The sequence below is a fragment of the Kitasatospora sp. NPDC034533 genome (assembly GCF_055575155.1).
Window position 1 is genome coordinate 23,960 of record NZ_JBVITE010000053.1, and the last position, 21,515, is coordinate 45,474.

Sequence of the window (21,515 nt, forward strand, 5' to 3'; positions counted from 1 at the left end):
CGCCCGCCGTCAGTGGTCGAACCCGACGTGGCAGTGGTCGTGGTGGGTGTCGTCGGTGAAGAACCGGTTGCCGACGCCCGGGATCGCCACCGGGCCGCCCACGTTGTAGGAACCGGCGGCGGCCGCGTCCCGCATGAAGGACTCGATCAGCTGCCGGGGCGTGGCCGGGTCGACCACCGGCAGGCCGTCGATCCGCCAGACGTCGAAGGCCCGGCCCAGCGGATGGTCGCTGGGCCGGGTCGTCCCGAAGACGTCCAGCGGGTGGCCGCTGCGCACCACGCTCACCGACAGCGCGTACGGGCCGGCCAGGCGCAGCATCGCCTCCACCGCGCTGTCGTGGACCGTACCGCTGCGCAGGTCGGCGGCGGCCTCCGGCGGCAGCTCGATCCTCGGCTCGGCCAGCGCCCGGGCGACGGCGGCCGACGGGGAGGCGGTGGCCGGGCCCGCGACACCCGGGTGCAGGTCGGTCACCGTCCAGCGCGGTTCGGCCCGGCTGAGCCGGACGTCCACCGTGGTGCCGCCCTCGGCCACCGAACCGTCCGCGCCCCGGGTCCACTGCCGGCAGACCACCAGCACGCTCGCGGAGTCGTCGAGGATGCCGCCGTACTGGGCGACGACCACCTCCAGACTCGCCTCGGCCGCCTCCGGGGACAGCGGACCGGCCGCGTCGGCCAGCGCGGGCGGCAGGCCCAGCGCCGCCACCCGGGCCCGGGCCGCCTCCACGCCCTCCCCACCGGGTGGCCAGGCGCCGAGCGCGGCGACCAGTTCGACGGCGCGGCGCTTGACGTCGGGCTGGATCTCTCCGGGGCCGGGCTGCCACAGGGGCGGGCGGGGCAGCGGGGTGGGCGTGGGGGTGGCGGCCGGGGTGCCGGTCGGGGTCGCTGGGCCGGTGGGGCCGGCCGCCGGGCCCGTTGCCGTCACGCGCGGCGCTCCCCCGCCGCCGCACCCCGCCGCGCCCAGCAGCAGCGCCGCCGTGCCCGCCCGGAGCAGCCCGCGCCGGTCCGGGCCGTGGCCACCGCGTCCGCCGTCCGCACTCGTCATGGCGTCAGTATGCGGCCGGTCGCCCGCGCCTACCGCCCGACCGGGCGAACGTCTTCCGGGCACACACCAGAACGGCGCGGGTGGGTCCCCGGCGCGGGTGGGTCCCCGGCGCGGGTGGGTCCCCGGCGCGGGTGGCGACGGGCGGCTACGCCGGCTCCGGGGGCCGCAGGGTGTAGCCCTCCTCGGACCGCTCGATCCACCACGGTTCACCGAGCTTGACGTTCAGGACGGTCATCGGGAACCGCAACTCCCCTGGGTGGAGGACGACCTGGTAGACCTTCCAGAGGATGTCCTCCGGATCGTGCACGCCCTCGCCCAGCTCGATCAGGCCGCGTAGCAGCCGGGTGTCGGCGTGGGTGAGCCGCACCTGCGGGCCGTCCACCGTGACGATCCGGGTGTCCGGGTCGAGGACGAGCCGGCCGTCGAAGACCGTCAGGACGCCGTTCTCCTTCTCCACACCGGGCAGCCTAACCGGCGGCGGCCGAAGCCGACCGGGGTCGGCGGCAACCGCTCCTCCGCCGGGAGCCCTGCGGCCTCCGGCGGCCCGGCGCCCCCGGCGTCCCCGGCGTCCGGCTCAGCCCTCTTCCAGCGGCGCCAGCAGGGCCTCCGCCGAGGCCGTCCGCGCGTACAGGACCGACCGTCCGGCCCGGTGGGCGCTGACCAGGCGCGCGTCCCGCATGGCCGTCAGGTACTGGGAGACCGCGGCGGCCGACAGCCCGGTGCGCCGGGCGAGTTCGGTGGTGGACGCCGGGGCCGCCAGTTCGGTCAGGAGCCGCGTGCGGGAACGGCCGAGGACCGCGGCCAGGGCCTCCGTACCGGCCGCGGGCGCGGACGCGGGCACCCACAGGGTGCCGGTGCCGCGCGCGGGATAGGCCAGTTGCGGCGGGTCCGGCGGGGAGAGGCGGGTGTAGAGCGCCGGACCGGTGAAGGCGGACGGGACCAGCAGCAGGCCCGCCCCGGCCGCCCGGCCCGGCAGCGGCCGGGTGCGGTGGCTCAGCCGCAGGGTGTCCTCCGACCAACGGAGCCCGGCGTGCAGGTCGTTCAGCACCCGCGCCGAGCCGTGCTCGGCGGCCTGCCGGGCCCGGTGCAGCACGTCGGCGTCCAGCACGGCGCGGATCCGCGCCCAGTACGGCGCCAGCGCCAGCTCCCAGTACGCCTCGATCGCCCCGGTCAGCCGGACCAGACCGGCCGCCGGGTCGGCGTACAGGGCGCGCAGCCGGGGGCCGAGCCCGCCCGCCTCGTGGCCGAGCCGGTCGAGGTCGCGGCGGACCCGCTCGGCGGGGGTGGCCCGGATCGCCGCCAGCTCCCGCGCCAGCGTGGGTGCCGGCCCGGCCGGCACCGGGTTGAGGAAGTCCGGCACGTACCCGGCGGGCGGGACGACCTCCGCGAGCAGCGCGTACCCCGGGCCGAGCGCCGCCAGCCGGGGCCGAACCTGCTCCGCCCAGGGCTGGTGGACGGCGTGTCGCAGGCCCGAGCGCAGCAGCCGCAGGCTCGGACCGACCTCCCACATCGGCGAGACCGCGAACCGCATCCGGGCCAGATCACCCGCGGTGAAGAGCAGTTCGGCGGCCAAGCAGCCTCCCCCGTGGATTCAGGCATGTTCGAATCATTGGCGGTCAGATTAGTGCAGTGGCGATCATGATCGGCATGACTTCCGACAGCACCGCCACCGACTCCGCCACCAGCTCCGACACCGACTCCGGCACCGGCTCTGGCGCCGTCACGGCCGCCGACTCCGGCACCTGGAGGCTCGGCGACCGCACCGTCCACCGGATCGGCTTCGGCACGATGCGCCTGCCGCAGACCGGCCCGGCACTCGTCCCCCACGCCGTCCCCCGCGACCGCGAACAGGCGCTGCGGGTGCTGCGCCGCGCCGTCGAGCTGGGCGTCAACCACATCGACACCGCCGCCTTCTACTTCTCCCCGCTGCGCTCCGCCAACGAGCTGATCAACCGGGCGCTCGCGCCGTACTCCGACGACCTGGTGATCGCCACCAAGGTCGGACCCGGGCGGGGTGTCGACGGCGCGTGGGTCGAGCACGCCCGCACCCCCGAGCGGCTGCGCGCCCAGGTCGAACAGAACCTGCGCCAGCTCGGCCGCGACCACCTCGACCTGGTGAACCTGCGCGTCCTCGGCGAGGACTCGATCGCCGAACGCTTCGGCGCACTGGCCGAGTTGCGCCAGTCCGGGCTGATCCGCCACCTGGGACTGTCCAACGTCCACCCGCACCAGCTCGCCGAGGCGCGGGCCATCGCCCCCGTGGTCTGCGTCCAGAACCCGTACGGCATCGGCGCCTCGCCGGCTCAGGACGAACTCCTGCGGCTCTGCGGTGAGTTGGGCATCGCCTTCGTCCCCTTCTATGCCATCGCCGGATCCGGGCGCCAGAACGGCACCGGCGCCGCCGAACCCGCCCGGGTACGCGCGGTGGCCGAGGCCCGCGGGGTGAGCACCGCCCGGGTCCGGCTGGCCTGGACCCTGCACCGCGGCCCGCACGTCCTGGCCATCCCGGGCACCGGCGACGTGGCGCACCTCCTGGACAACATCGCCGCCGGCGCGCTGCGGCTCTCGGCGGAGGAACTGGCCCTGCTCGACCAGGCCCACCAGGCCTGAGGACGCCGCGGGCGCTCGCGCAGCGGCGCCTCACCGGCGGGCCGGGGCCCGGTAGACGAGGTCCCCGCCGTGCCGCGCGGCGAGCTCCGTGATCAGGCCGTGGTCCGGTGACAGGGCGCAGGCCGGGTCGGTGCGCGCCGGATCTCCGGTGAGGGCGAAGGCCTGGCACCGGCAGCCGCCGAAGTCGGCTTCGCGCTGGGGGCAGGAGGCGCAGGGCTCGGGCATCCAGTCGGTGCCGCGGTAGGCCCGGAAGGCCGACGACTCGGACCAGATCCAGGCGAGGTCGTGGTCGCGGACGTTCGGCGGGTCCAGCGGGAGGTCGTAGGCGGCGGGGCAGGGCAGGACCCGGCCGTCGGGGGCGACGGTCAGGGAGACCGCGCCCCAGCCGCCCATGCAGGGCTTCGCGACGCCGTCGAAGTAGTCGGGGACGACCCAGACGAGTTCGGCGTCGGTCCACCGCCGCCGGCGCTCGACCGCCTCCCGGGCGCGGGCCAGCTGGTCGCGGGTGGGCATGAGGGCGGCCCGGTTGGCCAGCCCCCAGCCGTAGAACTGGGTGTTGGCGAGTTCGATGCGCACCGCGCCCCAGGCGAGGCCGAGGTCCACGATCGCGTCGATGTCGTCGAGGTTCAGGCGGTGCAGGACGACGTTGAGGCCGAGCGGCAGTCCGGCCTCCCGGATCAGGGCGGCGGCCCGTTCCTTCGCCGCGAACGACCGCCGCCCGGCGATCAGCTCGGAGGAGACGGCGTCGGCGCCCTGGACGGAGAGCTGCACGCTGGGCAGCCCGGCGGCCGTCAGGCCGGCCAGCCGCTCGCGGGTCAGACCGAGTCCGCTGGTGACGAGCTGGGCGTAGATCCCGGCGCGGGCGGCCCCCGCGACGATCTCGGTCAGGTCGCGCCGCAGCAACGGTTCACCTCCCGAGAGGTGGACGTGCGCGACTCCGAGCTCCCCGGCCTGCGCCAGCACGTCCAGCCACTGATCAGTCGTCAGTTCTTCCGTGCGGGAGGTGAGTTCCAGCGGGTTGGAGCAGTACGGGCAGCGCAGCGGGCAGCCGTGGGTGAGTTCGGCCAGCATCGCCCAGGGCGGGCTCACCTCAGCCATCCCCGCTCCTTCAGGTCGTCGAGGAAGACCACCACGTCGTCGGCCCCCTCGGCCGGGAACTCGGTGACGATCTGCGGGACGGTCCGGGTGCCGTCGCACAGGCCGACGATCGCGGCGGCCTCGGCGCTGAGGACCACGATGCGTTCCGGGACGACCAGCAGCAGGCTGTGGCGCACCGGGCAGTCGCGCAGGCGGGCGTACCGGCTCAGCGCCGGCCGCCAGGTCACGCCGGCGCCCGTTCGACGGCGTCCAGGAGGGTCCACAGCACCTCGCACTTGTAGGAGAGCGCGGCGATGGCGGACTCCTGCTCGGCACGGGTGCGCGCCCAGGAGAGCACGAGGGAGAGCGCCTCGTCGCTGTCCCGGCGGCCCTGGTGGACGCGGGTGTCGAAGTAGGCGAGGCCCTCGGGCTCGATCCACGTGTAGTGGCGCTGGAAGGCGGCGATCCGGGTGGCCATCAGGTCCGGCGCGAACAGTTCGGTCAGCGAGGCGGCCACGGCTTCGAGGGGCGTCCCGTTGCGGCAGAGGTTCACGTAGCCGTCGACGGCGAGCCGCACCCCGGGCAGCACGTCGCGGCCCGAGAGCAGGTCGGCGCGGTCGATTCCGGCCGCCTCGCCGAGACGCAGCCACCGTTCGATGCCGCCTTCGTCGCCGTCGCTGCCGTCGTGGTCGGTGATGCGGCGGATCCACAGCCGGCGCAGGGCCGGATCCGCCAGCTTGGCGAGGATCAGCGCGTCCTTGACCGGGATGTGCCGCTGGTAGTGGAAGCGGTTGACGATCCAGGTCCGCAGCTCCCGCGGCTTCAGCAGCCCCTGGTGCATCCTCAGGTTGAAGGGGTGCCGGTGGTGGTAGTGGCGCTCGGGCACGGCCCTGAGCTCGCTCTCGAAGGTCGTCACCATGTGAGGACCGCTCCTTCCGCGGCCACCCCGAGGCCCCGGTCCGCCAGCTCCGCGTGGAGGGGGGAGTCCGGGTCGACGAGCGGGTTGGTGTTGTTCAGGTGGGTGTAGAGGCACCGGGCCGGCAGGGCGGCGAGCCGGTCGCGGGTGGCGAGCACGGGCAGGTGGCCCATCCCGGTGGCGGACTTCGTGGAGAACCCGGCGGTGCGGGGTTCCTCGTCGTCCCAGAAGGTGCCGTCGACCAGGAGCAGGTCGGCGTCCTCGCCGAACCCCTCGGGCCAGACGCCGGTCGACGGCGCGTACAGCAGGCCGCCCACCCGCAGGGCGCTCACCCAGTCCCCGTCACCCGCGTCCCGGGCGTACCGGGGGCGCTTGCCGGAGAGCGGTTCGAGGTCGACGCCGTCGAAGTCCCGCCAGGTCAGCCGGATGTAGGGCGCGAGCACCTCGCCGAGGCCGAGCCCCTTGTGCACGGCCTCGCGCACCGCTTCGGTCGCCATGACCTCCAGCTCGTCGGCCTCGCGCAGCCGCGCCAGGCCGAGGGTGTGGTCGAGTTCGGCATCCGTGAGGATGACGCCGGACAGCCTGGTCCGCCGGCCGTCGGGGCGCAGCCAGGGGCAGCGCTCGATCTGTTCGGCGATGTCCGGCGTGGCGTTCACGAGGTACACCCGGCCGGGCTCGGTCTCCACGGCGATGGACGCGTGCAGCCGTCGGCGCGACGGAACCGCGCGTGCCCCGGCACAGCCGGGGCACGCACAGTTCCACTGCGGGACGCCGCCGCCGGCTGCCGTACCGAGTACGTGCAGTCGCACAGCGCTTCCTCCCTCTTCGAGTGGTGGTCCTACCGGTGCGGTCCGGTCCCGCGACCGCTACCGCTTGGCGAGGTAGTAGGCCGAGACCTCCAGGGACGCCTCCACCACCTGGTAGCTGGGCTTGCGCCAACCGGCGCCGCCCGTCGGGGTGTTCGGCCGTTCGGTGGTGCGCTCCCGGGGCTGCCGGGCACTCCGGGGCTGTTCGTCGTGACGGGTCATGACTGCCTCACCTCCGTGCTGGGACTTCACTGCTTCTTGTTCTGGTCGTAGGGGACGGCCAGGATCGAACCCGGATTGGTCAGGTGGGTGGTCGGGGTGCCGCCCTCACCGCGGACCATGTGCTGGCCTTCGCTGTCGGTGGCGATGTACAGCGTCTTGCCGTCCGGGCTGAGGGTGACGTCGCGGTAGCGGTTGATCGTCCGGTACAGCTCCTCATAGTGCTTGCCGTCCTTGGAGAGCCGGAAGACGGTGCCGTTCTTCAGCGACGTGACGAGGACGTCGTCGCCGAACACCTTGAGGCTGCCGGGGGCCATGGTCGGCCAGCACATGTAGGCGGACGCCGCGTCGGGACAGACCGGTGTCGTGCCGAAGTTGTGCCCGCTGTCGACGGTCGTCCCGTACGTGCTGAGCGGGGAGACCATCTCCTTGGTGAAGTCCGACTCCTTCGTCGTCGGCACCTCGGCCGGTGGCGAGCCCGGGTCGGGGTTGTAGGTGAGCTTCTCGCAACCGCCCTTGGCCTGCGACCAGTCGGAGTAGACGTACGCCTTGTCGTCCTTGAATCCCGCCACGTTGGGCCAGCCGTAGTTGCCGCCCTTCTGGATGTGGTTGAACTCGTCGTCGGTGAGCGGGCCGTTCTCGGCGGTGTAGAGCTCCTTGCCGCCGAAGTCCATCCCGTCCGGGTTGCGCATGCCGTAGGCGTAGATGTGGCTGCGGGCCCCGTTCAGCTCGGGGTTGTCGTCGGGGACGGAGCCGTCCAGGTTGATGCGGAGCACCTTGCCCTGGTAGAGCGACCAGTCCGACGCGGAGACCTGGGCGGCGGTCGGCAGGTCCTGGGCGTGGTTCGGCTGGCAGTAGTCGGCCAGGTAGTTGTGGCCCTGGTCGCCGATCGTGTAGTACAGCTTGCCGTCCGGCCCGTACCGGAGCCGGGCCGACTGGTGCTGGTTGTGCCCCGGCAGCCCCGTCAGGATCGGCTGCTCGTCGGAGAGTTGACCGTCCTTCGCGGTGTAGCGGACGATCTTCGTGGCCGAGTTGTCGCCGTTCTTGTAGGTGTAGGCGAGGTAGACGTAGTCGCTGCCCTTGTCCTTGCCGAAGTCGGGGTGCAGCGCGAAGCCCAGTACGCCGTCCTGCCCGTCCTGGCTGTGGTAGGCCTTCCCCGTGAGGTCGAGGGCGGTGCTCTTGGCGCCGCTCTGCGGATCGACCCGGGTGACCTTGAGCCCGGACTTCTCACTGACCCAGAGCTGGCCGTCGGGGCCGTAGGTGATCTCGAACGGGTCTGACAGCCCGTCCGCCACCACCTTCGCCTGCGTCTGTGCCTGTGGTGTCTGCGGGGCCTTGGACTGGGCGGGCTCGGCGGTGACGACACCGGCCTGCCCTCCGGCGGTGTTGCCGCCGGACGCCGTTCCCCCGCTGTCGGAGCACGACGCGATCAGCGCGGCGGCGGGGATCAGGGCCAGTGCGACCGGGAGCTTTCTCATGGGTGCCTCCCACTCGTCGCGGCGACGAGTGTCATGGTTGCCGAATGACCGGATTCGGCGATGCCCCACCGGGCCGGCCGCGCACGGGGCGGGTGCCGGTCGGGCGGGTCATCACCTTCGACGGAAGGAGAGCCATCGACGGCGGACGGCCGCCCGGCGCCCCGCCCTCACCGTAGGTCGGCTCCTCCGGGCCCGCACCCCTCGTTGGCCCGGTCGCGTGACGCGGGAAGCGGGGACCCAGGCGGGGAGCGGCCGGTAAGCGGCCGGGGGCGGCGCGAAAACCCGTTTGCCACCCGATGGAGAATCGAGGCGTGGCCGTCACCAGGGAGCAAGCCGTCCGGATCGTCGAATCACTGCTGGCCGAACGGCCCTCGGAGCCGCACCGCTTGGCGGTCCACTCGGTCCTGGACCACCCCCTCGGATGGGTCGTCCACTATGCCGCCGCCGAGTTCGTCCGCACCCGCGATCCGAGGTACATGCTCGGTGGCGGCGGGCCCTACCTGGTGGACCGGCACGACGAGAGCGTCCACCACATTCCCATCACCACCTGGGTGACCAAGGACTGGGAGGCGCTCTACCTCCGCCAGGTCAAGGGCATCCGCCCGCCGGATCCCTTGGCCGAGGAGGTCCGCGCGCTGGCACGGGCGGAAGGGGCCGTCGCGGCGATGGCCCGGCTGCGGCTTCGGGCGCCCCGACTCGGCCTCGCGCAGGCCGAGGCCTACCTGCTCGCCGTTCTGGACGGCGCCGAGCCGCCCGAGGAGTTGGCGGACCTCACCGAGGAGCCCGTGCGCTGCCCGCCGCTGCCGATCACGACCGTCCGTCCGGGCCGCGGCTGAGCGGCTACGCCTCCCGCTCGAAGAGCAGCGCCGTCCAGTGCACCCCGCCCCGGCCGTGCAGGTCCTGACGGGCCGCGCGGTGGCGCAGGCGCAGGCCGTGGGCGGCGGCGAGGTCGATGGTGGGCTCGGGCGGGAGGTCGAACATCCGGCGGCCGGGAGGGACGGGGCCGTGGCGGATGGTGAGGGCGAGGCGTCCGCCCGGGGCGAGGAGGCCGGCGAGGGCGGCCATCGCGGGTGGGCGCTCGTCGGGGGCCAGGTGCATCCAGACGGCGGTGAGCAGCACGAGGTCGTAGCGCTCGCCCTCGGAGACGAGCAGCGGCAGTCCGGGCAGTGCGTCGGCGACCCAGCGGATGCCCGATCCCGCGTGCAACCGCTCACCGGCGGCGCGGAGTTCGGGGGTCGGCTCGACCGCGACGACCCGGTGGCCGAGGGCCGCGAGCGCGGCGGCGTCGCGGCCGGTGCCCGCGCCGATGTCGAGGACGGCGGCAGGCGGCGCCGGGTACCGGTGGTGCAGGTCGCGGTGGACCTCGGTGAAGCTCACGCTCTCGTACTGGACGGCGAGTTGCTCGGCCGCCTCGCCGTAGCCCGCGGTCCCGGCCGGTCCGGCGGTGCCGCTCATCGCGCCTCCCGGACGGCCACCGCGTCCCCCGCCACCCCGCCGACGGCCACCGCGCCACCGGCCGCAGCGTGGCGCCCGCCGCCGTGGACGGGCAGCAGGGCGGCCGGCCCGTCGTACCGGACGCCGAGGTCGCGGGGCACCGGTTCGCCGCGTTCAACCGGCGGGCAGGTGTCCACGGACGGGCCGGGCGGCCGGTGCCGGAAATGATCCACACTCACCCGCTCAGCCTAACGAACCCGGCTCCCCCGCACCGGGCCACGCCCCCGTACGCGGCGGATTCAGGCCGCGCGGGGCTGGTTCAGGCCTCGCCGGGGTGCCAGGCGGGCCACTCCCAGGGGTGGTCGGCCCAGTGGACCCGCTGCGGGTCGTGCGGGTCGAGGTCGGGGAAGAGCTGGTGGACGCGCGGCTCGAACTCCTCGGGCGCGAGCGGCTCCCAGCCATGGCCCTCGAAGTGGACGAGCCGGTAGCGGCTGTCGGTCCCGAACTCGGCCACCTCGACGAGGGCTTTGGACGTCTTGTTGGTCTCCATGCCCCCAAGCATGTGGCGCGGCGGCAATCAACGCCCGTTCAAACCCCTCTTCCGGGTCATGTCCCGGCGTCGGCGCAGTCGTTGAGCACAAAAAGGTTCGAGGGGGGCCGCTGGAAGGACGAGCACATGACTGACCAGCCCACCGGAGGGCAGTGGCCGCGGAACGCTTGGCAGCCGCCGCCCGTCCCGGCGACCCCGCCCCTCGCGCCTTCTCCGCCGCCGAGGCGCCTGTCGCGCAAGGCCTGGACGGCGGCGATGGTGGGCACGGGCGCCGTGCTGGCCTCGGTCCTGGCGATGTGCGGTCCGGGCGAGGGGGACGAGACGCAGCTGACGGCGCTGCCGGACGCCTCGCCCTCCGCCTCGGACGCGGGGGCGCACCAGCTGTCGGCCTCCCCCTCGCCGCTCACGCCCGCGCCCTCCCCGCTGCCGCCGCCCGCCCCGGGGGCGACGACGAGCGGGCCCGGCACGGTGGGCGGGCCGGGCACGGCGGCGAGCTCCGGGGCCGCGCCGACCGGCGACGCCCAGCACGCCTCGGCGAGCGCCCACCCCAAGCCGGTCCACGGCCAGCACAGCGCCGCGCCCGCCCACGGCTCGTCGGGCGCCCCCGCCCCGACGGGTGCCGGGGCGGGGGCGGGCGGCGGCCGGAGCACCCTCTGCGACCAGGCCGAACGGGCCGGTCACTGGCCTGTCGGGTCGGACCAGGCCCGGCTCTGCCACAGCATCTACGGCTGAGCCGGCGGCGCCCCGGGGGCCCCGGACGCGACCGGAGCCCCGGAGATCGCCGGCACCCCGGACACCGCCGGAGGCACGGCCGCGCCGGGCGACGCGACCCCACCGGGAACGGCCGGAGGAACCGCCGGAGGAACCGCCGGAGGCACGGCCACGCCCGGACCGCCCGCGGCCCCCAGCAGCCCCTTGTCCAGCCGGGGCGCCAGCACCCTCGCCAGGGTGTCGGTGATGTGCCCGGTGTCCCGGTACAGCACCACGCCCTCCAGCACCGCCGGGCAGGAGGGCCCGGTGCCGGGGCAGAGCAGCGGACCGAGGTCCAGGGTCCGTACGCCGTACCGGGCCGCGAGCCCGCCGTCCAGCAGCGGGTCCGGCTCGAAGGCGGTGTCGCGCGGGAAGAGGCAGGCGTCCGAGCGCCCGTCGGAGGCGGCCAGGCAGGTCGGGATGTCCTTGCCGGGCATCGGGGTGTCGCCGAGGTAGGCGAGCGGGGCGCCGAGGACGGTGAGGCGGTCGAGGGTGCGTATCCAGCCCTCGGTGCGCTCCTGCGGGCTGCCGTAGCGGTTCAGGCCGGCCAGGAGCACGAGGCGCGGCGTGGGGCCGGAGGCCAGCCGGGTGAGGGTGTTCTCGCGCCAGCGGTCGCACTCCTCGAAGGTGCGGCCGAGCACGTCGTTGCGCACGGTGAGGGTGGCCAGCGGGCAGCCGGGTTTGACGAGGACCTCCAGGCCCCAGTGGCGCTGCTCGGCGAGGGCCAGGGCCGCGGAGATCCACTGCCCGGCGTGCGAGTCGCCGAGCAGCACGATCCGGTCGGGGCTGTCCTCGGCTCCGAACAGGCAGCGCGGGCTGCGGTCGGCGTTGAGCGGGATCTCGCAGCCCCGCCCGGGCGGGAAGTCCTCCCGGGCCCGGGCCAGCGGGGGCGTCAAGGTGAGCACCCGGCTCCCGGGAGCGAGCAGGCCCGGGCCGTCGACGGCTCCGGCGGGGACCGCGACCGGCGCGGCGGAGGGGTCGCCGAGGGCGCGCACGGTGCCGCCGCCGAGGGTGAGCGCGGCGATCAGCGGGATGACCAGGGCACTGGCGCCGACGGCGAGCCCGCGCCGGGGCGCGGGGCTGCTGCCGTACCGCAGCGGCTGCTCGACCAGCCGCAGGGTGAGCCAGGCGGGCAGGGCGCTGGCGGCGGTGAGCGCGACCAGGGCGGTCCAGGGCAGCGCGCCGTAGCGGGCCTGGGCGATGGTCAGCACCGGCCAGTGCCACAGGTACCAGGCGTACGAGAGCCGGCCGGCGGCGCGCAGCGGGCGGATGGCGAGCAGGCGGCCGGCGGAGAGGGAGCCTCGCCCGGCGGCGGCGTGCGGACCGGCGGCGGCGCCCGGACCGGCGTCAGCCTCCGGGCCGGCGGCGCCGAGCGGGCCGTGCCCGGCGAGCAGGACGGCGGCGGCGCCGAGGACGGGCAGCAGAGCGGCGGTGCCGGGGAACGGCGTGGTGCGGTCGTAGAGGACCACCGGCGCCAGCACGGCCGCGAGGCCGCCCCAGCCGAGCACCCGCAGCGCCCCGCGCACCGGGCGCAGCCCGGCCCGGGCGGCCAGGGCCGGGCCCGCGAGGGCCGCGCAGGCGCCGGCCGCGAACTCCCAGAGCCGGCTGCCGGTGGAGAAGTAGGCGAGCGGCGCCGAGGTGGCCGTCCAGCGCAGGCAGAGCGCCAGGGACAGGCCGCCGACGGCCACCGTGGCGAGGGTGATCGCCACGGTGCGGCGGCGTCCGCGCAGCCGGTGGGCGAGGCCGATCAGCAGGACGCCCCAGAGCAGGTAGAACTGGTTCTCCACGGCCAGCGACCAGAAGTGCTGCAAGGGGCTGGGGTCGCGCTCGGCGCCCAGGTAGTCGGTCCGCTCGCCGACGAAGCGCCAGTTGGTGAACTGTCCGGCGGCGGCGATCAGGTCGCGGGCGAGGTCGGTGCCGCGCAGCGGGTCGAGCAGCGCGCCGCCGGCGGCGGCGGTGGCGACCAGCACGGTGGCGGCGGCGGGCAGGATGCGCCGGGCCCGCCGGGCGGCGAAGTCCCCCAGGCCGAGCGGGCGGCCGATGAGCAGGCCGGTGATCAGGAAGCCGGAGATGACGAAGAAGACGTCGACGCCGACGTAGCCGCCGGTGAGGCCGGGCACGGCGGAGTGGAAGGCGAGTACGGAGAGCACGGCGAGGCCGCGCAGCCCCTCGATGTCGGGGCGGAAGGCGCTGCGCCGCCGGGGCTGCCCGCTCTCGGCGGCAGTGGCGCGCCGCCGCTCGGCGGGGCTCCGGTCCAGCCGGACGGCATCGGGCAGCAGGTCGGTGTGCGTCTCCGACCAGGACGAGGCGGAGGAGGACGAGGCGGAGGAGGAGGCGGAGGACGACGTCGGTGGTACGGCCGTTGGCACGGCGGTGCTCCTTGCTGGGCTGGCAGCGGTTGTCGGGTCCGCCGGGCCGATGGGGCGGCCGGGCGGCGTCCGCGCCGGTGGGGCGACGCGCAAGGAAACTCGGTTGCGGCGAACGATTTTGACGAGTCGTCAGAACACCAGCGGGTCGGCCCAGCCGGACGCCAGCAGCCCGCACAGCAGCAGTACGGCGGTGACGGCGACGGCCTCGGAGCGCCCGAAGCCGAGGTCGGAGCGGCCCGGCGCGGGCGCGGCGACCTCGCCGACGGCGGCGCCCTTGCCGCCGTTCGCCCCCTTCGCCAGCGGCCACAGCTCCCGGACCAGCGGGACCATGGTGTACGCGGTGAGCGCGAGCAGCCCGGCGAGCGCCCAGTACGGCCGCCAGCCGTACAGCAGCGCGGCCCGGACGAGCCCGGCGGCGCCCGCGAGGACGACGAACCCGAGCCAGCCGACCCCGATCCGGGCGACGGCGCGGGCGAGCGAACCGCCACCGGACACGGCGCCGGTGGGCACCCAGTCCGCGGAGCGGCGGCGCAGCGCGTGGGCGATGGCGACCACGTGGCAGAGTCCGCCGAGGAGTTGGACCCGGGTGACCTCGAAGCGCCAGCGGGTGCGGGACATCGCGGGCAGCAGCACCAGGGCGACCCAGATCGGCGGCAGGAACGGCAGCACCTGCCAGGGCCGGATCTCCTCGGGCCTGAAGTACAGCATGATCAGGGCCGGCAGCGGAACGGCGAAGACGTTCACCGCACTGGTGACGTAGCCGAGGATGCCGTTCCAGAAGCAGAGGCGGGCGGACTTCGGCAGCGGGCCGCGGCGGAAGTCCGGATCGCGGACCAGCGCCAGGGAGCCGAGGCACCAGCGGTACTGCTGGCTGATGAAGGCGGGCAGGCCGGTGGGCGACATGCCCTTGGCGACCAGCGCGGGGACGTAGCGGGTGGCCCATCCGGCGCGGGCGAGGGCGAGGCCGGTGTAGAGGTCCTCGCTGTGGTCGATCTCGGAGAAGCCGCCGATCCGCTCCAGCGCGGCGCGGCGGTAGAGCGCGTTGGTGCCGCAGCAGACGGTGCCGTCCTGGGCGTCCCGGGAGGGCTGGATCCAGCGGTAGAAGATCTCCTGGGTGGCTCCCGCGGCGCGTTCGAGCCAGGACATGTCGGCGTCCGTGTCGAAGCACTGCGGGCTCTGCACGATGCCGACCCCGGGGCTGTCGAGGTAGGGCACCAGGTGGTGCAGGAAGTCGGGGCGGGGGCAGAAGTCGGCGTCCAGGACGGCGACGATCTCACCGCCGCCCTCGGCCAGGCCGTGGTTGAGGTTGCCGGCCTTCTTGAACCGGCCCCGGTCGGGGCGGGCGCGGTACTGGAAGCCGTAGGACTCGGCGAGTTCGCGCACCTCGGGGCGTCCCGCGTCGTCGAGCACCAGGACGGTCAGCTCCCCGGGCCACCGGACGGCGGCGGTGTGCCGGTAGGCGTTGTCCAGGACGGCGAGCGGCTCGCCGGCGGTGGGCAGCAGCAGGTCCACGCTCGGGTGGCGGGCGGGGCTCCAGGCGCGCAGCAGCAGGTCGTGCGAGTCCCGGGTGAAGCGGCGGGCGCGCTGGCCGTCGGCGAGCGAGAGCAGCCAGGTGGCCGCGTTGAGCACGGTGAGCACCAGGAACGGCCAGAGCAGCGGCTTGCTGAGGGCGAACAGGCCGAGCGTGGCGGTGGCCCCCGCGTAGGAGAGGGTGGCGCAGAGCAGCACCCAGCGGCGCTGCGGGCCGAAGTACCAGTAGAGCTCCTGGTCGTCCGGCGGGCTGGGCAGCCGGTGGCCGCCGGGGTCCGCGGGTGTCCGGCGCGGACCGGTCTCGGGTGCGGGCATGGCGGTGCCATGGAGTACGGGCATGCGGAAATGGCCCCCCTGGGCGATGGACGGAACGTGGCCGTTCACGCCCAGCCTCTCACATTGGCCTAGACCAATAATGAACGAGGTATGACATCTCCGCATCGCCCCTGCTCATCGAGTTGACCCCTCGTCACCTGCGAAGATCCGGTCGAGCGAAGCTGAACCGGACCCCGAGGGCGAGCCGTTTCAGAGGGCCGTCAAGTCCTTGACGAGGTGCACGAACCGGAGGTCCGGCCGCCGCGGGACACCGAAGTTCTCGTCGCCGTACGGAAACGGGCTGAACTCGCCGCTGCGCCGGAAGCCGCGCCGCTCGTACCAGGCGATCAGCTCGGGGCGCTGCTCGATCACCGTCATCTCCATCGTGCCGACGCCCCACTCCTCGGCGGCCAGCCGCTCCGCCTCCGCCAGCACGGCCCGGCCGATGCCGCCGCCCTGGAGCCCGGGGCGCACCGAGAACATGCCGAAGTAGGCCAGCTCGCCGCGCCGCTCCAGCTGGCAGCAGGCGAGCAGGTCGCCGTCGCGCTCGGCCAGCAGCACCAGGCCCTCGGGGTGGCTGACGGCCGCGGTGACGGCCTCCGGGTTGGTGCGCCGGCCTCCCAGCAGGTCCGCCTCGGTGGTCCAACCGGCCCGGCTGGAGTCGCCGCGGTAGGCGGACTCGACCAGGTCGACCAGGGCCGGGACGTCGGCGGTCGTGGCGGGCCGGAACACGGGCTTCCCGCCGGGCCCGGCGGTGTCGGCGGCGGGGCCGGTGGCGGCGTCGGTCATGGTGTGCGCTCTCCTCACGTGCGGGGGGCCGCCCGTGGTGGCCGGCCCACGGGCATCGTGCCACAGCGTGCCGGAAGCGCCCGGCGCCCGTGCGAGCGCCCCACGCGCCGGAGGCCGCCCCCTGTCCTCACCCCCCGCGCCGCCCGCCGCTCCCCCGGGCCCGGTTCGCGCCCGACCCGCCCGGCGCACCCGACCCGCCCGACGGACCCGACGTGACCGCCGCGCCGGGCGCGACCGGCAAGACCGGCAACGCCGGTTGCCGGTCGTGGCGCTCCGGACCACCTGACGTGCGATCACTATGTGAAAAAAGATGCCTGGTAACGGTGGCGGGTACATGGCTACTCTGCGGTACGTCCGGTCAGACCCCGGACGTACCGCATCATTTCGACCCTCCCCACGCTCGGTTCCAGAGGAGTGCCCCATGCACCGCTCTTCCCGTTCCGCCCGTACCGTCCCCGCCGGCAGACGGGCCCGCCGCCTGCCCGCCGTGGCCGCCCTCGCCGCCGCGACCGCCCTGGCCGGCGGCGTGGCCGCCCCGGCGTACGCGGCCGAGCCCGCCCCTGTCGCCCCGGCCTCCCACTCCCGACCCGGCTTCCACCCCGACCAGGACTTCGCCGGCTCCACCGTCGCCGCCCACGAGGGCCGCGGCGGCGGCGCCGCCCCGTTCGCCTCCCTCGCCGCCACCCAGACCCCGGGACTGGACGTCTCCAGCTACCAGGGCAACGTCAACTGGTCCTCGGTGGCTGCCAACGGCGCCAAGTTCGCCTACGTCAAGGCGACCGAGGGCACCGGCTACACCAACCCGAGCTTCGCCCAGCAGTACAACGGCTCGTACAACTCCGGCCTGATCCGCGGCGCCTACCACTTCGCGCTGCCGGACGTCTCCTCCGGCGCCACCCAGGCCGCCTACTTCGTCAGCCACGGCGGCGGCTGGTCCGCCGACGGCAAGACCCTCCCGCCCGCGCTGGACATCGAGTACAACCCCTACGGCGCCACCTGCTACGGCCTCAGCCAGAGCGCCATGGTCAGCTGGATCCGCTCCTTCAGCGACACCGTCCACACCCGCACCGGCCGCTACCCCACCATCTACACCACCACCAACTGGTGGAGTCAGTGCACCGGCAACTACGGCGGCTTCGGCTCCACCAACCCGCTCTGGATAGCCCGCTACGCCTCCACCGTGGGCACGCTGCCCAACGGCTGGGCCTACCAGACCTTCTGGCAGTTCGCCGACTCCGGCACCTTCCCCGGTGACCAGAACTACTTCAACGGCGCGGCCGACCGCCTGCGCGCCCTCGCCCTGGGCTGATCCCGCCCTCGCCCCGGGGTTGGTCCCGCCCTCACCCTGGGCTGACCCCACCCTGCTCCCGGGCTGACCCCGCCCTGGTCCCCGCACCGGCCCCACCCGGTGCGGGGCACCGGCCAGCTCCTCAGCGCAGCACCGGGAGCACCGCCTCCGCCGTGCGGCCGGTCGCCGCCTCGATGAACGCCACCGGATCGGCGACCTCCGCCAGCAGCCGACGGGTGAAGCGCAGCGCCCCCTCGGCGGGCGGCGGGCCGCCGACGGCCGCGATCAGGTCCAGCAGGTGGACGGTCGCCTCCATCAGCGCCACCTCACCGAGCGCGCCGACCGTCACGCTGCCGAGCAGCGGGTGCGCCACGGTCGCGCCAGGCGACACGTCCGCGAGGCCGGCCAGCGCGGCCGGGCCCTCCGCCCCGAACCGGACGATCAGTACGGCGGGTTCCGCCACCTCGGCCGCCTGCTTCGCCGCCTCCGCGACCTGCCCGGCGGCGGTGTGCGCGATGCCCCCGGGCCGGTTGTAGGCGCGCAGGATGCCGGCGCCGTCGGTCACCTCGGCCGGGCCGTCGAGGAGGGCTTCGCGCAGGCCGGTGAACATCTCCGGCACCGGCGCCACGTGCGCGTACAGCTCCCGCACCGTCCAGGCGGGCAGCCGGGTGGGCCGGTCCCAGTCCTTGGCGTCCAGGGCCGCACCGCGCTCCGCCCAGGAGGCCCAGGCCTCCGCCAGCAGGGCACGCACCGGATCGTTCTGACCACTCATCGGCTCTCCTCGGGACGGCGGGACACCGGTCGCCCCCACGCTACCCGGCGCCCCGGCAACAACCGGTTGCCACCCCACGCCAGGGAGCCCCACCATCGCCGCATGACCGGCATCGCCGCCCGCCCGCTGCCCGTGACCTCCGCCGCCCGCCCGGCCGGGGTCCGGCAGCAGACCGGCCGGCCCCGGAGGCCCGAGCCCGCCCGCGCGTGAGCGCCGCGCTGGTCGCGGGGCTGCTCGCCGGATTCGGCGTGGCCGTCCCGGTGGGGGGCCGTCGGCGCGCCCACCGGGTCCCGCTCACCGCGCGGACCCCGCTGCGCACCGGAGCCTGCGCCGCCCTCGGCGTGGCCACCGCGGACGCGCTGTACGCACGGGCGGCGGCGATCGGCGGCACCGGCCTCGCGCCCCTGCTCGAACCGGCCGCCCGGCCCCTGCGGATCGCCTCCGCCGTGGTGCTGCTGTCCCCGGCCGCCCGGACGGCGGTCAGCGCTCCGCCCACCCCCGCCGGGGCCTTCCTACCCTGCTCGGCATCACCCTGCGGACCCGCTGACCGTCCTCCACTTCGCGGCCCTGGCTCTCGGAGGCGGCACTCAGGACGGCGTCCCGGCCCGGGCGGCGCACCCTCGGCGCGTTCGCCGCCTCGGCCACCTGGCAACTGCTCCTGGCCTCCGGCGGCGCCCCGCTCGGCCGCGCCCTCACCGGCCCCTGCGGCCGGCTGCCCACCGCCCTCGGCTCCGCCGCCCTGGTCGCCGCCCTCGCCGTCCGGCTGTTGCTGCTGCCCGGCTGAGCCCGCCCCCGGGAGGAACCGTCACCTCACACCCGGGCCCCCAGCATCCGCAGCACCAACTCCCCGTAGCGGCGGCCGAGTTCCTCCGGCGTCTCGGTGGAGTTGCCGGTGTACCAGCGGGAGACGTCGATGCCCAGCGAGGTGACCGCCCGGGCGGCCGTCCGCACCTCGGCCACCTGGAACTCGCCGGCCGCCGCGCCCTCCTCGATCAGCGCGCTGACCGCGCGCTCGATGTCCAGGCGCAGCGCCGCGACCACCGCGTAGGCGTCCTCGGGCAGCGCGTGCAGCTCGTAGTTGACCACCCGGCCGACGGTCCGCGCCCGGGCGTGCCAGGCGGTGAACTGCTCGACCAGCCGGCGCATCCGCTCGGCCGGGCCGCCCGGACCGGCCGCCGCCGCCCGCACCAGGGCCAGCGTGGCGGTGTGCCCGGCCTGGCTGATCTCCGCGAGCAGCGCGGCCTTCGACTGGTAGTGGATGTACAGGGCGGCCGGGCTCATCCCCGCCGCGGTGGCGATGTCCCGGGTCGTGGTGGCGTGGAAGCCGCGCTCCGCGAACGACTCGACGGCCGCCTGGAGCAGCCGGTACGCCGCTTCGGGGCGGGCGTCGGTGCCGGGCAGGGTCGGCCACAGGTCGGCGAGCGGGGTGCTGGTCATGGCGTCATCCTCCCAGAGAACTCGTACAGGCATTCCCGCCCGCCCGCCTCGCGGACCGGGCGGGCGCTCGACGGGGCCGGCGGGCCGCCGGGGCCGTTGGACTGTTGACAGGCTCCCCCACCGACAGCATGCTGAGCAAGCGCTTAGTCAGAAGCTGGCAGCGATCCTCGCACGAAGGGCAGGACGATCCGTGGTGCACTCCTTCAAGGGCCGGGTGGCCGTCGTCACCGGATCGAGCCGGGGCATCGGCCTCGGCATCGCGCGCGAGCTGGTCGACCGCGGGGCCCAGGTCTGCCTCACGGCCCGCAACCCGGAGCCGCTCGCCGAGGCCGTCCGCGACCTGGGCGGCCCGGAGCACGCGATCGCCGTCGCGGGCAAGGCCGACGACCCGGCGCACCAGGAGGAGGCGGTCGCCCGCACCCTGGAGGCCTTCGGCCGGCTCGACCACCTGGTCAACAACACCGGCATCAACCCGGTGTACGGGCCGGTCCTGGAGACCGACGAGGCCGCCGCCGCCAAGATCCTCGCCGTGAACGTGCTGGCCCCGCTGGCCTGGACCCGCCGCGCGCACGCCGCGTGGATGGGCGAGCACGGCGGCTCGGTCGTCAACGTCGCCTCCATCGCGGGCATCCGCTCCTCGCTCGGCATCGGCATGTACGGCGTGAGCAAGGCCGCGCTGATCCGGCTGACCACCGAACTCGCCGCCGAGCTGGGCCCCCAGGGCATCCGGGTCAACGCCGTCGCCCCCGCCGTGGTGAAGACCAGGTTCGCCGAGGCCCTGTACGAGGGCCGCGAGGAGAAGGTCGCCAAGGCCTACCCGCTCGGCCGCCTCGGCGTCCCCGAGGACGTCGCCGGCGCCGTCGCCTTCCTGCTCTCCCCGGACGCCGGCTGGGTCACCGGCCAGACCCTGGTGCTGGACGGCGGGGTCACCCTCGGCGGCGGCATGTGACCACCGGGGCCGGGACCGCTGCCTCCGACAACGGCGCCACGGCGACCGGCCCGGGCCTGCGCCACCACGTCCGGCGCACCGCCCCATCCAGCGCACCGCCGCGGACCGTGGCACCGGTGGCCCCGAACGCCCAAGGACGACGAACCGGCGGTCTCTCCCGAGGGGCCGGGAATCCGGCTGCGCGGGCAGCCGGTCCCTGCCAGGATGCCGGGATGACAACCTCTTCCGCCGCTCGCGACTCGCTGGAGGGCCTGGCCCTCGGGGACGGATTCGGGGAGCGCTGGTTCCCGCTCTTCCGCTCGCCCCGGGAGGCGTTCGAACAGATCCGGGCCCGGCGCACTCCGCAGGAGGGCCCCTGGCACTGGACCGACGACACGGCGATGGCGCTGTCGGTGTACGGCGTCCTGACCGCCTTCGACGCGGTGCACCAGGAGCGCCTCGCCCAGGCCTTCGCCACCTCCTACCGGGCCGACACGGGCCGCGGCTACGGACACGGCATGCATCTGCTGCTGCCCCGGCTGGCCGAGGACCCCGGGAGCTGGCGCACCGCCGCGCGGGAGCTGTTCGACGGCCAGGGCAGCCTGGGCAACGGCGCGGCCATGCGGGTGGCCCCGCTGGGCGCCTGGTTCGCCGCGGACCTGGACGAGACGGCGGAGCAGGCGGCGCTGTCCGCCGAGGTCACCCACGCGCACCCGGAGGGCGTGGCCGGGGCGGTTGCTGTCGCCCTGGCGGCGGCCTTCGCCGCGCGCGGCCGGGCCACGGCGGGAGGCGAGGTCGGGCACGGCGGCGCCGGCCGGGTCGTGCCGCCCGCCGGCGCCGAACTGCTGGCCGAGGTCGCGGACCGCACCCCACCGGGAGCGGTGCGCGACGGGCTTCGCCGGGCGGCCGGGCTGCCCGCGGAGACCGAGCCCTGGCGGGCCGCCGACGTGCTCGGCAATGGACAGCGGGTCACGGCGGGCGACACGGTGCCCTTCGCCCTCTGGTCCGCCGCCCACCACCTCGACAGTCTCACCGACGCCCTGTGGACCACCGCCGAGGGCCTCGGCGACGTGGACACCACCTGCGCCATCACCGGCGGCGTGGTCGCCGCCCGCACCGGCCTCGCCGACGTGGCACCGGAGTGGCTCGCCTGCCGCGAGGGCCTTCCCAGCTGGGTAGCCAAGGCCGAGTTCGAGTAGCGCACTT

General features: G+C 75.2%; 23 protein-coding genes and 1 pseudogene. 7 read left to right on the top strand and 17 right to left on the bottom strand.

Features of this window, described 5'->3' with window-relative positions:
- Positions 1-9: 9 nt before the first annotated feature.
- The 3 genes from ACZ55U_RS29210 to ACZ55U_RS29220 form a co-directional block, all read right to left on the bottom strand.
- A complete protein-coding gene (locus tag ACZ55U_RS29210) occupies positions 10-1,041 on the bottom strand; it encodes a hypothetical protein (protein WP_465530701.1) in 1,032 nt (343 codons plus the stop codon).
- A 145-nt stretch (positions 1,042-1,186) separates the two neighbouring features.
- A complete protein-coding gene (locus tag ACZ55U_RS29215; RefSeq protein ID WP_465530703.1) occupies positions 1,187-1,498 on the bottom strand; it encodes a hypothetical protein in 312 nt (103 codons plus the stop codon).
- Positions 1,499-1,615: 117 nt separating this feature from the next.
- A complete protein-coding gene (locus ACZ55U_RS29220; RefSeq protein WP_465530705.1) occupies positions 1,616-2,614 on the bottom strand; it encodes an ArsR/SmtB family transcription factor in 999 nt (332 codons plus the stop codon).
- 74 nt (positions 2,615-2,688) lie between these two features.
- On the opposite strand from ACZ55U_RS29220, the gene ACZ55U_RS29225 reads away from it, so the two are divergent.
- Entirely contained in the window at positions 2,689-3,651 is a 963-nt protein-coding gene (locus ACZ55U_RS29225) for an oxidoreductase (RefSeq protein WP_465530707.1), read from the top strand.
- Positions 3,652-3,681: 30 nt separating this feature from the next.
- Here ACZ55U_RS29225 and pqqE read toward each other — a convergent pair whose 3' ends face one another.
- Genes pqqE through ACZ55U_RS29255 form a run of 6 tightly spaced genes read right to left on the bottom strand, consistent with a single transcriptional unit; the run spans position 3,682 to position 8,147 of the window.
- Complete coding sequence (gene pqqE / locus ACZ55U_RS29230; protein ID WP_465530709.1) at positions 3,682-4,749, bottom strand: pyrroloquinoline quinone biosynthesis protein PqqE; 1,068 nt, start codon at positions 4,747-4,749, stop codon at positions 3,682-3,684.
- Positions 4,737-4,976: a pyrroloquinoline quinone biosynthesis peptide chaperone PqqD gene (gene pqqD / locus ACZ55U_RS29235; protein WP_465530711.1), complete on the bottom strand. Its 240-nt coding sequence runs from the start codon at positions 4,974-4,976 to the stop codon at positions 4,737-4,739. The genes pqqE and pqqD overlap by 13 nt, the downstream gene beginning before the upstream one ends.
- Entirely contained in the window at positions 4,973-5,647 is a 675-nt protein-coding gene (pqqC, locus tag ACZ55U_RS29240; protein ID WP_465530713.1) for a pyrroloquinoline-quinone synthase PqqC, read from the bottom strand. The genes pqqD and pqqC overlap by 4 nt, the downstream gene beginning before the upstream one ends.
- On the bottom strand, positions 5,641-6,453 hold the full coding sequence (pqqB, locus tag ACZ55U_RS29245; RefSeq protein ID WP_465530715.1) for a pyrroloquinoline quinone biosynthesis protein PqqB: 813 nt from the start codon (positions 6,451-6,453) through the stop codon (positions 5,641-5,643). Before pqqB ends, pqqC begins: the two co-directional genes overlap by 7 nt.
- 57 nt (positions 6,454-6,510) lie before the next feature.
- Positions 6,511-6,672 carry a hypothetical protein gene (locus ACZ55U_RS29250; RefSeq protein WP_465530717.1) on the bottom strand — a complete coding sequence of 54 codons (162 nt, stop codon included), beginning with the start codon at positions 6,670-6,672 and terminating at the stop codon, positions 6,511-6,513.
- Between the two features lie 26 nt (positions 6,673-6,698).
- Positions 6,699-8,147 carry a glucose/sorbosone family PQQ-dependent dehydrogenase gene (locus ACZ55U_RS29255; RefSeq protein ID WP_465530719.1) on the bottom strand — a complete coding sequence of 483 codons (1,449 nt, stop codon included), beginning with the start codon at positions 8,145-8,147 and terminating at the stop codon, positions 6,699-6,701.
- 311 nt (positions 8,148-8,458) lie between these two features.
- On the opposite strand from ACZ55U_RS29255, the gene ACZ55U_RS29260 reads away from it, so the two are divergent.
- On the top strand, positions 8,459-8,983 hold the full coding sequence (locus tag ACZ55U_RS29260) for a YrhB domain-containing protein (RefSeq protein WP_465530722.1): 525 nt from the start codon (positions 8,459-8,461) through the stop codon (positions 8,981-8,983).
- A 4-nt stretch (positions 8,984-8,987) separates the two neighbouring features.
- On the opposite strand, the gene ACZ55U_RS29265 is transcribed toward ACZ55U_RS29260, so the two are convergent.
- From ACZ55U_RS29265 to ACZ55U_RS29275, 3 genes are all read right to left on the bottom strand, one after another.
- Complete coding sequence (locus ACZ55U_RS29265) at positions 8,988-9,602, bottom strand: class I SAM-dependent methyltransferase (protein WP_465530724.1); 615 nt, start codon at positions 9,600-9,602, stop codon at positions 8,988-8,990.
- The gene (locus ACZ55U_RS29270) at positions 9,599-9,820 is read right to left on the bottom strand and encodes a hypothetical protein (RefSeq protein ID WP_465530726.1); all 222 of its coding nucleotides are present in this window, start codon (positions 9,818-9,820) and stop codon (positions 9,599-9,601) included. Before ACZ55U_RS29270 ends, ACZ55U_RS29265 begins: the two co-directional genes overlap by 4 nt.
- 80 nt (positions 9,821-9,900) lie before the next feature.
- Complete coding sequence (locus ACZ55U_RS29275) at positions 9,901-10,131, bottom strand: hypothetical protein (protein ID WP_465530728.1); 231 nt, start codon at positions 10,129-10,131, stop codon at positions 9,901-9,903.
- Positions 10,132-10,257: 126 nt separating this feature from the next.
- Between ACZ55U_RS29275 and ACZ55U_RS29280 the strand changes: the two genes are divergently transcribed.
- Positions 10,258-10,863, top strand: coding sequence for a hypothetical protein (locus ACZ55U_RS29280; RefSeq protein WP_465530730.1), 606 nt, complete (start codon positions 10,258-10,260; stop codon positions 10,861-10,863).
- Here ACZ55U_RS29280 and ACZ55U_RS29285 read toward each other — a convergent pair.
- From ACZ55U_RS29285 to ACZ55U_RS29295, 3 genes are all read right to left on the bottom strand, one after another.
- Positions 10,854-13,250, bottom strand: coding sequence for an acyltransferase family protein (locus tag ACZ55U_RS29285; RefSeq protein ID WP_465530732.1), 2,397 nt, complete (start codon positions 13,248-13,250; stop codon positions 10,854-10,856). The two genes, ACZ55U_RS29280 and ACZ55U_RS29285, sit on opposite strands and share 10 nt — an antisense overlap.
- A 129-nt stretch (positions 13,251-13,379) precedes the next feature.
- Entirely contained in the window at positions 13,380-15,119 is a 1,740-nt protein-coding gene (locus ACZ55U_RS29290) for a glycosyltransferase family 2 protein (RefSeq protein ID WP_465530734.1), read from the bottom strand.
- 186 nt (positions 15,120-15,305) lie between these two features.
- A complete protein-coding gene (locus ACZ55U_RS29295; protein ID WP_465530736.1) occupies positions 15,306-15,884 on the bottom strand; it encodes a GNAT family N-acetyltransferase in 579 nt (192 codons plus the stop codon).
- Positions 15,885-16,305: 421 nt separating this feature from the next.
- On the opposite strand from ACZ55U_RS29295, the gene ACZ55U_RS29300 reads away from it, so the two are divergent.
- Entirely contained in the window at positions 16,306-17,193 is an 888-nt protein-coding gene (locus ACZ55U_RS29300) for a lysozyme (RefSeq protein WP_465530738.1), read from the top strand.
- 121 nt (positions 17,194-17,314) lie between these two features.
- Here ACZ55U_RS29300 and ACZ55U_RS29305 read toward each other — a convergent pair whose 3' ends face one another.
- The gene (locus ACZ55U_RS29305; protein WP_465530740.1) at positions 17,315-17,944 is read right to left on the bottom strand and encodes a maleylpyruvate isomerase N-terminal domain-containing protein; all 630 of its coding nucleotides are present in this window, start codon (positions 17,942-17,944) and stop codon (positions 17,315-17,317) included.
- 206 nt (positions 17,945-18,150) lie between these two features.
- On the opposite strand from ACZ55U_RS29305, the pseudogene ACZ55U_RS29310 reads away from it, so the two are divergent.
- Positions 18,151-18,728 (top strand): annotated as a pseudogene (locus tag ACZ55U_RS29310) (lysine transporter LysE).
- A gap of 26 nt (positions 18,729-18,754) precedes the next feature.
- Here ACZ55U_RS29310 and ACZ55U_RS29315 read toward each other — a convergent pair.
- Positions 18,755-19,381: a TetR/AcrR family transcriptional regulator gene (locus ACZ55U_RS29315; protein WP_465530742.1), complete on the bottom strand. Its 627-nt coding sequence runs from the start codon at positions 19,379-19,381 to the stop codon at positions 18,755-18,757.
- 190 nt (positions 19,382-19,571) lie between these two features.
- Here ACZ55U_RS29315 and ACZ55U_RS29320 point away from each other — a divergent pair, with 190 nt between their 5' ends.
- Positions 19,572-20,330 carry an SDR family oxidoreductase gene (locus tag ACZ55U_RS29320; RefSeq protein WP_465530744.1) on the top strand — a complete coding sequence of 253 codons (759 nt, stop codon included), beginning with the start codon at positions 19,572-19,574 and terminating at the stop codon, positions 20,328-20,330.
- A 212-nt stretch (positions 20,331-20,542) separates the two neighbouring features.
- Positions 20,543-21,508 (top strand): ADP-ribosylglycohydrolase family protein, encoded by a 966-nt coding sequence (locus ACZ55U_RS29325; protein WP_465530746.1) that lies wholly within the window; start codon positions 20,543-20,545, stop codon positions 21,506-21,508.
- The last annotated feature ends 7 nt before the right edge of the window (positions 21,509-21,515 follow it).